Source organism: Streptomyces sp. NEAU-174, from assembly GCF_052665095.1.
The window spans coordinates 41,053-53,448 of the sequence record NZ_JBQTCE010000024.1 but is presented as its reverse complement, the minus strand read 5'-3'; the positions used below and the strand labels follow the sequence as shown (position 1 = coordinate 53,448).

The 12,396-nt window shown below is 70.0% G+C and carries 11 protein-coding genes; 7 read left to right on the top strand and 4 right to left on the bottom strand.

The features are described from left to right. Positions 1-1,419, top strand: coding sequence for a hypothetical protein (locus tag ACT2CW_RS44550; RefSeq protein WP_445520721.1), 1,419 nt, complete (start codon positions 1-3; stop codon positions 1,417-1,419). Positions 1,420-1,518: 99 nt separating this feature from the next. Here ACT2CW_RS44550 and ACT2CW_RS44545 read toward each other — a convergent pair whose 3' ends face one another. Continuing rightward, positions 1,519-3,045, bottom strand: a complete 1,527-nt coding sequence (locus tag ACT2CW_RS44545) for a peptide MFS transporter (protein ID WP_414082291.1) — start codon at positions 3,043-3,045, stop codon at positions 1,519-1,521. A gap of 326 nt (positions 3,046-3,371) precedes the next feature. Here ACT2CW_RS44545 and ACT2CW_RS44540 point away from each other — a divergent pair, with 326 nt between their 5' ends. Further along, positions 3,372-4,052, top strand: a complete 681-nt coding sequence (locus ACT2CW_RS44540) for a response regulator transcription factor (protein ID WP_020870789.1) — start codon at positions 3,372-3,374, stop codon at positions 4,050-4,052. 22 nt (positions 4,053-4,074) lie between these two features. Next, positions 4,075-5,325, top strand: coding sequence for an ATP-binding protein (locus tag ACT2CW_RS44535; RefSeq protein ID WP_044574320.1), 1,251 nt, complete (start codon positions 4,075-4,077; stop codon positions 5,323-5,325). A 22-nt stretch (positions 5,326-5,347) separates the two neighbouring features. Here ACT2CW_RS44535 and ACT2CW_RS44530 read toward each other — a convergent pair whose 3' ends face one another. Beyond that, the gene (locus tag ACT2CW_RS44530) at positions 5,348-5,875 is read right to left on the bottom strand and encodes a GtrA family protein (RefSeq protein ID WP_164434490.1); all 528 of its coding nucleotides are present in this window, start codon (positions 5,873-5,875) and stop codon (positions 5,348-5,350) included. A 162-nt stretch (positions 5,876-6,037) separates the two neighbouring features. Between ACT2CW_RS44530 and ACT2CW_RS44525 the strand changes: the two genes are divergently transcribed. The 3 genes from ACT2CW_RS44525 (at position 6,038) to ACT2CW_RS44515 (ending at position 9,139) form a co-directional block, all read left to right on the top strand. Next, on the top strand, positions 6,038-7,177 hold the full coding sequence (locus ACT2CW_RS44525; protein WP_164434491.1) for a 5-(carboxyamino)imidazole ribonucleotide synthase: 1,140 nt from the start codon (positions 6,038-6,040) through the stop codon (positions 7,175-7,177). After that, positions 7,174-7,698, top strand: coding sequence for a 5-(carboxyamino)imidazole ribonucleotide mutase (gene purE / locus ACT2CW_RS44520; protein ID WP_445520720.1), 525 nt, complete (start codon positions 7,174-7,176; stop codon positions 7,696-7,698). Before ACT2CW_RS44525 ends, purE begins: the two co-directional genes overlap by 4 nt. Positions 7,699-7,936: 238 nt before the next feature. Next, the gene (locus ACT2CW_RS44515) at positions 7,937-9,139 is read left to right on the top strand and encodes a dipeptidase (protein WP_164434495.1); all 1,203 of its coding nucleotides are present in this window, start codon (positions 7,937-7,939) and stop codon (positions 9,137-9,139) included. A 24-nt stretch (positions 9,140-9,163) separates the two neighbouring features. On the opposite strand, the gene ACT2CW_RS44510 is transcribed toward ACT2CW_RS44515, so the two are convergent. Together ACT2CW_RS44510 and ACT2CW_RS44505 are read right to left on the bottom strand one after the other, a co-directional pair. Then, complete coding sequence (locus ACT2CW_RS44510; protein ID WP_445520719.1) at positions 9,164-9,532, bottom strand: VOC family protein; 369 nt, start codon at positions 9,530-9,532, stop codon at positions 9,164-9,166. Between the two features lie 140 nt (positions 9,533-9,672). After that, positions 9,673-11,013, bottom strand: coding sequence for a UDP-glucose dehydrogenase family protein (locus ACT2CW_RS44505; RefSeq protein WP_164434500.1), 1,341 nt, complete (start codon positions 11,011-11,013; stop codon positions 9,673-9,675). A gap of 165 nt (positions 11,014-11,178) precedes the next feature. Between ACT2CW_RS44505 and ACT2CW_RS44500 the strand changes: the two genes are divergently transcribed. Continuing rightward, positions 11,179-12,354, top strand: coding sequence for an acyl-CoA dehydrogenase (locus tag ACT2CW_RS44500; protein WP_267950773.1), 1,176 nt, complete (start codon positions 11,179-11,181; stop codon positions 12,352-12,354). Positions 12,355-12,396 lie beyond the last annotated feature (42 nt).

Genomic DNA, 12,396 nt, shown 5'->3' with positions numbered 1-12,396 from the left:
ATGCGACCAAGAGTGAGTGCGGCCGCCGTCGCGCTGCTGCTCGGCGGTGCGGGCGTGCTGCTCGGCGCGGGCAGCGCGGAGGGCGCCGAGGTCTCGTACAAGACCGAGTGCTTACCACCCCCCATCTCCGGCATGCCCCCGGTGGAGGGCACCACGACCGTGGCCGTGACGGCACCGGAGACGGCCAAGGTCGGGGACGAGGTCGAGGTGGTGTGGAAGACGGTGCAGGCCGCCTCCAAGAACCCGCCCATCCTCGACCTGGAGGCCAACACCGTGCTGCCGACCGGCACCGTCACGGTGGGCGGCGCCCAGACCGGCGAACTGGCCATGGAGGGGCCGCGGGAGAACCCGGCGATCCCCAAGGGCGGTGAGATGAAGCTCTCCGACATGAAGGGGAAGCTCAAGCTCACCAAGGCGGGAGAGGTGACGCTGACGCCCGGCGGCTACAACATCAACGTCAGCAAGCCGCTGCCCACGGACACCAAGTGCTCGGCGAAGGAGGACGTGAAGGCCGCCGCGACCATCAAGGTGACGGACGGCGGCAGCGGTCCGGGCGGCACGACGAGCGGGACGACCAGCGGTACGACGAGTGGTACCACGAGCGGGACGACCAGCGGTACCACGAGCGGCACCACCAGTGGTACGACCAGCGGTACCACGAGCGGCACCACGAGCGGGACGACCAGTGGCACCACGGGCGGTACCACCAGCGGTACCACCGGTGGCGGGGACGGTGGTGGCGGTTCGTACACCGGTAAGGAGGTTCAGGTCGCCTACGCCTGCAAGACCCCCATCGGCGACAAGAACGCGACCTCCCCGGTGCAGATCAACGCCAAGAAGAGCGGCGGGAACTTCGCGCTGACCGTGAAGTTCGGCAAGTCCGTGATGGACAGCCCGGCCGACATCCCCGCCGATTCGGTCAAGCCGTCGATGGCCGTCAAGGTCGGCGGTGCGGACAAGGGCACCGTCGCCGTGGCGGGGCCGACCAACAAGGAGCCCATCAAGTCCGGCGATCCGATCGAGATCCCCGACCTCACCGGCACCTACAAGCCGGGCGCGAGCGGCAAGTCGACGCTCACCCCCGGGGTGCTGACGGTCAAGGCGCTCGGTACGACCACCACCTGCACCCCGTCCAAGGACCCCGGCGCCTCGCTGGAACTGGACACCACCGGCCAGCCCGGCGGCACCACCGGCGGTGACTCGACCGGCGGCGGCAGCGGCTCCGGGGGCTCCACCTCCGGCGGCGGCGGTTCGGGCAGCAGCGGCGGTTCGTCCACCAGCGGCGGGCTCGCCGACACCGGCGCCAGTGACCACGGCGGGCTGAAGGCGCTCGCCCTGATCGCTGGGACCACCGTGCTGCTCGGCGGCGCCATCTTTACCCTCACCCCGTGGCGCAAGCTGCGCGGCACCACCCGCTGACCATTGGCGGACAGGGAATGGCGAAGGGCCCGGCGCGGATCCCCCGCGCCGGGCCCTTCGTGAGCCCCGTAAGGACGTCAGTGGACGCCCTTACCGACGTCAGTGGACGTCGGCCATCAACGCCACGACCTTCTTCCGGTACATGAAGACCGCGAAGCCCGCGAGCGCCGCCATCGTCGCCTCCAGCGCGATCACCCCGCCCCCGCTCAGGTCGACCCCGGCGATGGACAGCAGCCCCGTGACACAGTCGCCCGCGGTCACGGCCAGGAACCACACGCCCATCATCTGGCTGGCGTACTTCGCCGGCGCCATCTTGGTGGTCACCGACAGGCCGACCGGCGACAGGCACAGTTCACCCATCGTCTGGATCATGTAGATCGACACCAGCCACAGCGGGCTGACCTTCGTCCCGTCCCCGGCCATCCCCATCGGCACGACGAAGACGAAGAACGAGGCACCGACCAGGACCAGGGCCATCGCGAACTTCAGCGTGGTGTTCGGCTCCCGGTCACGCCGCGCCAGCCACAGCCACAGCCAGGCGAAGACCGGCGCCAGCGCCATGATCATCAGCGGGTTGACGGACTGGAACCACGAGGACGGGAAGTGCAGCCCGAAGATCGTGTCCGCGGTCTTGGAGTCGGCGAAGGCCGACATCGTCGAACCGCCCTGGTCGTAGATCATCCAGAACACGGCGGCGGCCACGAAGAACCAGATGTAGCCGCTCACCTTGGTCTGCTCGACCGCCGAGAGCTCCCGGTCGCGCTTGATCCGGATCAGCACCCCGGTCGGGATGATCAGGCCGAGGATGGTGATCGGGATCAGCACCCAGTTGAGCGTCCAGCTGCCGCTGAGCACCACGCCGGTGTAGAAGACCGCGGCCACGATCAGCCAGATCATCGCCTTGCGCAGCCAGGAGCGGCGCTCCTCGGCGGCCAGCGGGGTGGGGACGACGCTGCTCTCCGCGCTCAGGTGGCGGGTGCCGATCAGGAACTGGACCAGGCCCAGCGCCATGCCGAGGGCGGCGAGCGCGAAGCCCAGGTGCCAGTTGTACGACTGGCCGACGGTGCCGATCACCAGGGGGGCGGCGAAGGCACCGAGGTTGATGCCGATGTAGAAGATGGTGAAGCCGCCGTCCCGGCGCGGATCCTGCGGACCGTCGTAGAGCTGGCCCACCATCGTCGAGATATTGGCCTTGATCAGACCGGAGCCGAGCGCCACCAGGCCGAGGCCGGCGAAGAAGGTCGCCTGGCCGGGGACGGAGAGCGCCAGATGCCCGGCCATGACGACACCGGACGCGATCACCACCGTCTTGCGCGGACCCCAGACCCGGTCGCCGAACCAGCCGCCCGGCATGGCCAGCAGATAGACCATGGCCAGGTACACCGAGTAGATGGCCACCGCGTTGCCCTCGGTCATCCCGAGTCCGCCGCCCTGCCCGCCGTCCTTGGCGTCCGGGCCACCGGAGATCAGATAGACCACGAGGAGGGCCCGCATACCGTAGAAGCTGAACCGCTCCCACATCTCGATCATGAAGAGAGTGGCCAGGCCGCGGGGGTGGCCGAAGAAGGTTTTGCCGCCGGCAGGGGTCCCCTGCGCGGTGGCGCCCTTCGTCAGGCTGGACGCCATGGTGGGTTTCCTTGTGTGCTCAGGGAGCGCTGCCAGGCGGGGCCAGCGCCCTGTGGGGGGATGGCTGAGCGACTGAGCGGCCGGGCGCGGCCGGGCCGGTTGTGCCGACCCCGTCCCGCTCCGGACATGACAGAGACCTTTGGGTGCGTCGTCGCCACCAAAGGTCCCGGAGGAGTGCTACAGACGTTGTATCACCATACGACACGTTCTTGACACCTTTGGGGACGGTGAGAGAAAGCTCACGGGGAGGTGTGCAACCGTCCGTGCTCCGTCCGTCGCGCCGTACGCGCCCCGTGCTCCGACCTCAGCGGACTACCATCACCCCCATGACCCGAGTACTGCTCGCCGAGGATGACGCATCCATCTCGGAGCCGCTCGCCCGCGCCCTGCGCCGCGAGGGGTACGAGGTCGAGGTGCGTGAGGACGGACCCACCGCGCTCGACGCCGGTCTGCAAGGAGGCGTCGATCTGATCGTCCTCGACCTCGGCCTGCCCGGGATGGACGGGCTCGAGGTCTGTCGTCGGCTCCGTACCGAGGGCCATGGCTTTCCGGTGCTGGTGCTCACGGCCCGCGCGGACGAGGTGGACACGGTGGTCGGCCTGGACGCCGGCGCCGACGACTACGTGACCAAGCCGTTCCGGCTCGCCGAGCTGCTCGCCCGGGTCCGGGCGCTGCTGCGGCGCGGCGCGGTCGAGACGCAGCAACAGCAGCCGGCCACCCACGGGGTGCGGATCGACGTCGAGTCGCACCGCGCCTGGATGGGCGACGAGGAGCTCCAGCTGACCGCCAAGGAGTTCGATCTGCTGCGGGTCCTGGTGCGGGACGCCGGGCGGGTGGTCACCCGCGATCAGCTGATGCGCGAGGTGTGGGACACCACCTGGTGGTCCTCCACCAAGACCCTCGACATGCACATCTCCTGGCTGCGCAAGAAGCTCGGTGACGATGCGGCCAACCCCCGCTATATCGCCACCGTCCGCGGTGTCGGCTTCAGATTCGAGAAAAGCTGACCAGAGCTGACACGGTAGGGCAATGCGCCGTCGCTTGATCAACTCCACCCTGGCCGTGGTGCTCGTCGTCATCGCGGTCTTCGGGCTTTCGCTGGTCATCGTCGAGACCCGGACCATCGAGAACAGCGCCCAGGAGAGCGTGAGCTCCGACGCCGTGCGCCTGGTCAGCATCGTCGACAGCAGGCTGCTGGGCGGCGAGGGGGTCACCCCCCGGGTGCTGCGCGAGCAGATCGAGCCCGGGCGCTACGCCGTGATCAGGATGCCCGACCACCGCACGGTGGAGATCGGCAAGCGCCCCACGGGCAGTGTCATCTCCGCCGAGGAGCCGGGGGAGCAGGGCGAGGTCGTACGGGTCGAGGCGTCCCGCTCCACGGTGAGCCGGGAGATCGGCCGCACCATGCTGATCATCCTGGCGGTGGCGCTGCTCGCCGTGCTCGCCGCGGTGGCCCTCGCCGTACGCCAGGCGCACCGGCTCTCCGCCCCGCTCACCGATCTCGCGGAGACCGCCGAGCGGCTGGGCTCCGGGGACCCCCGGCCGCGCCACCGGCGCTACGGGGTGCCGGAGCTGGACCGGGTCGCCGATGTCCTGGACGCGAGCGCCGAGCGCATCGCCCGGATGCTCACCGCCGAGCGGCGGCTGGCCGCCGACGCCTCCCATCAGCTCCGTACGCCGCTGACCGCGCTGTCGATGCGGCTGGAGGAGATCACGCTCACCGACGACCCGGAGACGGTCAAGGAGGAGGCGACGATCGCGCTGGGCCAGGTGGAGCGGCTCACCGATGTCGTCCAGCGGCTGCTGACCAATTCGCGCGATCCGCGCAGCGGCTCCGCGGTCGCCTTCGACCTGGACGAGGTCGTCAAGCAGCAGATCGAGGAGTGGCGCCCGGCCTCGCGCAGCGAGGGCCGTGCCATCGTGCGCTCGGGCAAGAAGGGGCTGCGCGCGGTGGGCACCCCGGGCGCGGTCGCCCAGGTGCTGGCCACGCTGATCGAGAACTCGCTGATGCACGGTGACGGCACGGTCGCGCTGCGTACCCGCGTCACCGGCAACCAGGCCGTGGTGGAGGTCTCCGACGAGGGCCCGGGGGTGTCGCCCGACCTGGGGGCGCGGGTCTTCGAGCGCACGGTCAGCGGACGCAACTCCACGGGTCTCGGGCTCGCCGTGGCGCGGGACCTGGCGGAGGCGGACGGCGGCCGGCTGGAGCTGCTCCAGCAGCATCCGCCGGTGTTCGCGCTCTTCCTCAGCCGGGAGGCCGAGGACCCCTCGGCCTCCTGAGCGGCCCCGCCGTGCCGCTGGGCTACTTCCGGACCGGCTGCTTCCGGGTGGCCTGGGCGGGCGGCGCCTCGGACAGGAAGGCCTCCGCGCGCTCGACGGCCTCCCGTGCGGGCAGCGTCCGGAACACCCAGGTCCGGTACGACCAGAAGCGGAAGAGCGTGCCCAGGCCGATGCCGAGGAACTTGAACACATTGCTCTGGAGTGAGCTGTCCCACCCGAAGCCATAGGTGGCGGTGTAGAGCACACCGTTCTCGATGATCAGGCCGATGGCGCTGAACAGCAGAAAGAGGCTGAGTTCCTTGGTGCGGCCCTGCTTGTCCCGGTCCCGGTAGGTGAAGTACCGGTATCCCAGGTAGTTGAAGCCGGTGGCGACCACCGTGGCCACGATGCTGGCTCGCACCACGGGGAGTTCGGTGACCCCGCGCACCAGGTTGAACACCGCGAGATTGACGAAGACGCCGGCACCGCCGACCACCCCGAACTTCGCGATCTCGCGGGTCAGTTGCCCCATCCGGGCACGCAGCCCACCGAGTGTGCTCCGTTCACTCATGGTGATCGTTCAGCCCCGTCCCGTCGGCGTTGTCAATCCCCCCATGCTAACCAGCGGGCGCGCCCCGCGCCCTTCAGGCCGCGAGGCTGGGCCCGGCGGATTCTCTGGAGGTTCCTCCAACGCAGGTCAGGGCCGGTCGGAGGGGGAAGTTACTCTGGGAGGGTGACATTCCCGGTAGTCGGCATGGTCGGCGGCGGCCAGCTCGCCCGTATGACCCATGAGGCGGGCATCCCCCTCGGTATCAGGTTCAAGCTGCTCAGTGACACCCCCCAGGACTCGGCGGCCCAGGTGGTCAGCGATGTCGTCATCGGCGACTACCGCGACCTGGACACCCTTCGTGCTTTCGCACAGGGCTGTGATGTGGTCACCTTCGACCACGAGCATGTCCCGGCCGAGCATCTGCGCGCCCTGGAAGCGGACGGCGTGGTCATCCGCCCCGGAGTCGAGGCGCTGCTGCACGCCCAGGACAAGGGTGTGATGCGCGAGCGGCTGCGTACGGCCGGTGTGCCGTGCCCCCGCCACCGCATCGTGGCCGACCCCGAGGACGTGGCGCGATTCGCGGACGAGGGCGACGGCTTCCCGGTCGTCCTCAAGACGGTGCGCGGCGGCTACGACGGCAAGGGCGTCTGGGTCGTCCGCGGCGCGGCGGAGGCGGCCGAGCCGTTCCGCGCGGGCGTGCCCGTCCTCGCCGAGGAGATGGTCGACTTCGCCCGCGAGCTCGCCGCCAATGTCGTACGGTCCCCGCACGGCCAGGCCGTCGCCTACCCCGTCGTGGAGTCGATCCAGGTGGACGGGGTCTGTGACACCGTGATCGCCCCGGCCCCCGGCCTCTCCGAGGAGTTGTCCGGCCAGGCGCAGGAGATGGCGCTGAAGATCGCCGCCGAGCTCGGGGTGGTAGGCCATCTCGCGGTCGAGCTCTTCGAGACCCGCGACGGCCGGCTGCTGGTCAACGAGCTGGCGATGCGCCCCCACAACTCCGGCCACTGGACCCAGGACGGCGCCGTCACCTCCCAGTTCGCCAACCATGTACGGGCCGTGCTCGACCTCCCGCTGGGCGACCCGCGCCCGCGCGCGCGGTGGACGGTGATGACCAATGTGCTCGGCGGCGACTTCCCCGACATGTACGCGGCGTATCTGCACTGCATGGCCCGCGACCCGGCGCTCAAGATCCATATGTACGGCAAGGACGTGAAGCCCGGGCGCAAGGTCGGCCACGTCAACACCTACGGCGACGACCTGGCCGACGTCCGCGAGCGCGGCCGCCACGCCGCCGACTACCTCCGAGGGACCATCACCGAATGAGCGCTCCTGTGATCGGCATCGTCATGGGCTCCGACTCCGACTGGCCCGTCATGGAAGAAGCGGCCAAGGCCCTCGACGAGTTCGAGGTCCCCTACGAGGTGGATGTCGTCTCGGCACACCGCATGCCGCGCGAGATGGTCGCCTACGGCGAGAACGCGGCCGACCGCGGCCTCAAAGCGATCATCGCCGGCGCGGGCGGCGCCGCCCACCTCCCGGGCATGCTCGCGTCCGTCACCCCGCTGCCGGTCATCGGGGTGCCCGTACCGCTGAAGTACCTCGACGGCATGGACTCCCTGCTGTCGATCGTCCAGATGCCCGCCGGGGTCCCGGTGGCCACGGTCTCCGTGGGCGGCGCCCGCAACGCGGGCCTGCTCGCCGCCCGCATCCTGGCCGCCCACGACGCCGGACTCCAGGCCCGGATGCGCGAGTTCCAGGCCGAACTCAACGCCCAGGCCACGGAGAAGGGCAAGCGCCTGCGCGCGAAGGTGGACGGCTCGGATTCGTTCGGCTTCGGCCACTGAGCCGCAACTAAGCCCCTCCGGGGCAACTCCAGCCCCTCCGGGCAACTTCTAGCCCCTCCGGCGTTTGAGGAGCGGGGTCCGGGGCGGAGCCCCGGCGGGGGTCTGGGGGCGGAGCCCCCAGTTTCGGGAAGGGGCGGGGTGGGGAAAGCCCGCCGCAGGCGCCCCACCCCACGCGCCCCCACCCCCACGCGCCCCCACAACACGTGACTTCCACCGCACCGCATACGAAACTACGAGGATGACGGATCACCTCGCGCAAGCCCACGACCTGCTGGCCACCCACCCCATCGTGGACGGCCACAACGACTTCCCCTGGGCCCTGCGCGAGCAGGTCCACTACGACCTCGACCAGCGCGACATGGCCACCGACCTCACCGCCTACACCCACACCGACCTGCCCCGCCTACGGGCCGGCGGCGTAGGCGCCCAGTTCTGGTCGGTCTTCGTCCGCTCCGACTTCCAGGGCGACACGGCGGTCAGCGCCACCCTCGAACAGATCGACGTCGTCCGCCGGTTCACCGACCGGTACGCCACCGATCTGCGCCCAGCCGTCACCGCCGACGACATGGAGGCGGCCCGGGCCGAGGGCCGGATCGCCTCCCTCATGGGCGCCGAGGGCGGCCACAGCATCAACTGCTCCCTGGCCACCCTGCGTACCCTCTACGACCTCGGCGTGCGCTATATGACGCTGACCCACAACGACAACGTCCCCTGGGCCGACTCGGCGACCGACGAGCCGAAGGCACACGGCCTCACCCCCTTCGGCGAGGAGGTGGTGCGCGAGATGAACCGCCTGGGCATGCTTGTCGACCTCTCCCATGTCTCGGCCGACACCATGCGGGACGCGCTCCGGGTGACCGAGGCGCCCGTGGTCTTCTCGCACTCCTCCGCGCGCGCCGTCTGCGACCATCCGCGCAACATCCCGGACGACGTCCTGGCCCAGCTCCCGGCCAACGGTGGGGTGGCGATGGCGACCTTCGTGCCCAAGTTCGTCCTGCCCGAAGCGGTCGCCTGGACCCGGGAGGCGGACGAGAACATGCGCGCCCACGGGCTGCACCCGCTGGAGATGACGCCCGCCGCGATGAAGGTGCAGCGCGCCTTCGAGGAGGCCAACCCGCGCCCCATGGCCACCGTGTCGACCGTCGCCGACCACCTCGACCACATGCGCGAGGTGGCGGGCATCGACCACATCGGCATCGGCGGCGACTTCGACGGCACCGCCTTCACCCCCGACGGCCTGGGCGATGTCGCGGGCTATCCGAACCTGGTGGCCGAACTCCTCGACCGCCGCTGGTCACCGGCCGACCTGGCCAAGCTGACCTGGCAGAACGCGGTCCGTACGCTGCGCGGCGCGGAAGACGCGGCACGCGCGGCGCAGACCACACGCGGCCCGTCCATCGCGACGATCGACCAACTGGACGGCACGGACGCCGCCGAGTAACTGAGCGGCACCGACGCCAATGGGTCAGGGATGAATCAGGCAGAAGGGGTGCCCCGCCGGGTCGGCGAAGACGCGGAAGTCCCGCTTCCCGCCCTCGTCGTCGAGGTCCAGCGCCCGGGCCCCCAGCGCCAGCACCCGCTCCTGCGCCTCCGCCATATCGGCCACCCGCAGATCGAGGTGCAGCTGCTGCGACTCCTTGGCCGAGGGCCAGCTCGGCGGGACGAAGCCGGGCGCCTCCTGGAAGGCCAGCCGCGCCCCGCCGGGCAGGTGGAGATCGACCCAGGGCTTCCCCTCGTTCTTGATCTCACCGCCCAGCACCTGCTGGTAGAAGTGGGCGAGCGCGGTGGGGTCGGGGCAGTCGAACGCGACAAGTTCCAGCTTGGCGGTGGCCATGGCTCCTCCTCGGGTCCCGTCCCGGGTTGACCGAACGGGCCCCGTCAAACGGGGAACCTCCCCCCGTCAAACGGGGAAACCTCCCACCCCGTCACACGGGAAGCCTCACACCCCGTGAAGCAGGCAGTCCTACGGCGCCCTCACGCCATCGGACGCCCGAGCGCCCGGTACGTCCACCCGGCGTCGCGCCAGACGTCGGGGTCCAGCGCGTTGCGCCCGTCGAGGATGCGGCGCTCGGCGACGACCGCGCCGAGGCTCGCCGGGTCCAGCTCCCGGAACTCGCGCCACTCGGTGAGGTGCAGCACCGCATGGGCGCCCTCCGCCGCCGCGGCGGCGGTCGGGGCGTAGGCGAGGGTCGGGAAGAGCGCCCGGGCGTTCTCCATGCCCTTGGGGTCGAAGACGGTCACCTGGGCGCCCTGGAGGTGTATCTGACCGGCCACATTGAGCGCGGGGGAGTCCCGGACGTCATCGGAGTCCGGTTTGAAGGTGGCGCCCAGCACCGCGACCCGCTTGCCGAGGAAGGCGCCGCCGACGGCCTCGCGGGCCAGCTCGACCATATGGCCGCGGCGCCGCATGTTGATCGAGTCGACCTCGCGGAGGAAGGTCAGCGCCTGGTCGGCGCCGAGCTCACCGGCGCGCGCCATGAAGGCCCGGATGTCCTTCGGCAGACAGCCGCCGCCGAAACCGATCCCGGCCCGCAGGAACTTCTTGCCGATCCGCTCGTCGTAGCCGATGGCCTCGGCGAGCTTGACCACATCGCCGCCCGCCGCTTCGCAGACCTCGGCCATCGCGTTGATGAAGGAGATCTTGGTCGCCAGGAAGGAGTTGGCCGCGACCTTGACCAGCTCGGCGGTCGGGAAGTCGGTCACCACGAAGGGCGAGCCCTCGCCGATGGGCGTCTGGTAGACCTCGCGCAGCAGCTTCTCGGCCCGGTCGCCCGCGACGCCGACCACGATCCGGTCCGGGTGCAGGGTGTCCTGGACGGCGAACCCCTCGCGCAGGAACTCCGGGTTCCAGGCGAGCTCCGCGTCCGCTCCCACCGGTGCCAGCTCGGCCAGCCGGGCCGCGAGCAGGTCGGCGCTGCCGACCGGCACCGTGGACTTGCCCACGACCAGCGCGGGGCGGCGCAGATGCGGGGCCAGCGACTCCACCGCGGAGTTCACGTAGCTCATGTCACAGGCGTACTCGCCGTGCTTCTGCGGGGTGTTCACACAGATGAAGTGGATGTCGCCGAACTCCCCGGCCTCCTCGTAGGAGGTGGTGAAGCGCAGCCGCCCGCTGGACCCCTCGATCCCCACCGTGTGGCGCCGCAGCAGGTCCTCGAGGCCGGGCTCGTACATCGGCACCCGGCCCTGGGTGAGCATCGCGATCTTCTCGGGCACGACGTCGAGACCCAGCACCTCGAAGCCCAGCTCCGCCATGGCCGCTGCGTGGGTGGCGCCGAGGTAGCCGGTGCCGATCACAGTGATCTTGAGGGCCATGCAGTGCTCCAGAACGGTCGATCGCAGATGCGGTGCCTGAGCATAGTCGGGACCGCGGTACGAGCTCAGCCGACTCTGTCAGGTAGCTCACGTATACCTACCGAGGCGTCGCCCCTAGAATTCAGTTACTTAACGGTAGTTAGCGCTTTATGGGGAGTGAGAGGCTTGGCGTCCTCGGGATACGACTTCGACCTGTACCGGCCGTCCGAAGAGCACGACATGCTCCGGGACGCCGTCCGCTCTCTCGCCGAGGCGAAGATAGCCCCTTATGCCGCCGAGGTCGACGAGGAGGCCCGGTTCCCCCAGGAGGCGCTGGACGCCCTGGTCGCGAACGATCTCCACGCGGTGCACGTCCCCGAGTCCTACGGCGGCTCGGGCGCGGACGCGCTGGCCACCGTGATCGTCATCGAGGAGGTCTCCCGGGTCTGCGCCTCCTCCTCCCTGATCCCCGCGGTCAACAAGCTGGGCTCGCTGCCGGTCATCCTCTCCGGCTCCGAGGAGCTGAAGAAGAAGTACCTGGCCCCGCTCGCCAAGGGCGACGCGATGTTCTCGTACTGCCTCTCCGAGCCGGACGCGGGCTCGGACGCGGCCGGGATGAAGACCAAGGCGGTCCGCGACGGCGACTTCTGGGTGCTCAACGGCGTCAAGCGCTGGATCACCAACGCCGGGGTCTCCGAGTACTACACGGTGATGGCCGTCACCGACCCCGAGAAGCGCTCCAAGGGCATCTCCGCCTTCGTCGTCGAGAAGTCCGACCCGGGCGTCTCCTTCGGCGCCCCGGAGAAGAAGCTCGGCATCAAGGGCTCCCCGACCCGCGAGGTCTACCTCGACAACGTCCGCATCCCCGCCGACCGCATGATCGGCGCCGAGGGCACCGGCTTCGCCACCGCCATGAAGACCCTCGACCACACCCGGATCACCATCGCCGCCCAGGCCCTCGGCATCGCCCAGGGCGCGCTCGACTACGCCAAGGGGTACGTCCAGGAGCGCAAGCAGTTCGGCAAGCCGATCGGCGACTTCCAGGGCGTTCAGTTCATGCTCGCCGACATGGCGATGAAGCTGGAGGCCGCCCGGCAGCTCACCTACGCGGCGGCGGCCCGGTCCGAGCGGGTGTCCCTCGGCGGCGGCAAGGAGGACCTGACGTTCTTCGGCGCCGCGGCCAAGTGCTACGCCTCCGACGCCGCGATGGAGATCACCACGGACGCCGTCCAGCTGCTCGGCGGCTACGGCTACACCCGTGACTACCCGCTCGAGCGGATGATGCGTGACGCCAAGATCACGCAGATCTACGAGGGCACCAACCAGGTCCAGCGCATCGTGATGGCGCGCAACCTTCCGTAGCCCTCGAAAGACCAAAGACAAAGACCAAAGGCCAAAGACCGC

Excerpts from the sequence above, each read along its gene's own strand:
- ACT2CW_RS44550 (WP_445520721.1), top strand. The coding sequence starts at position 1 with ATGCGACCAAGAGTGAGTGCGGCCGCCGTCGCGCTGCTGCTCGGCGGT.
- ACT2CW_RS44545 (WP_414082291.1), bottom strand. The coding sequence starts at position 3,045 with ATGGCGTCCAGCCTGACGAAGGGCGCCACCGCGCAGGGGACCCCTGCC.
- ACT2CW_RS44540 (WP_020870789.1), top strand. The coding sequence starts at position 3,372 with ATGACCCGAGTACTGCTCGCCGAGGATGACGCATCCATCTCGGAGCCG.
- ACT2CW_RS44535 (WP_044574320.1), top strand. The coding sequence starts at position 4,075 with ATGCGCCGTCGCTTGATCAACTCCACCCTGGCCGTGGTGCTCGTCGTC.
- ACT2CW_RS44530 (WP_164434490.1), bottom strand. The coding sequence starts at position 5,875 with ATGAGTGAACGGAGCACACTCGGTGGGCTGCGTGCCCGGATGGGGCAA.
- purE (WP_445520720.1), top strand. The coding sequence starts at position 7,174 with ATGAGCGCTCCTGTGATCGGCATCGTCATGGGCTCCGACTCCGACTGG.
- ACT2CW_RS44515 (WP_164434495.1), top strand. The coding sequence starts at position 7,937 with ATGACGGATCACCTCGCGCAAGCCCACGACCTGCTGGCCACCCACCCC.
- ACT2CW_RS44510 (WP_445520719.1), bottom strand. The coding sequence starts at position 9,532 with ATGGCCACCGCCAAGCTGGAACTTGTCGCGTTCGACTGCCCCGACCCC.
- ACT2CW_RS44505 (WP_164434500.1), bottom strand. The coding sequence starts at position 11,013 with ATGGCCCTCAAGATCACTGTGATCGGCACCGGCTACCTCGGCGCCACC.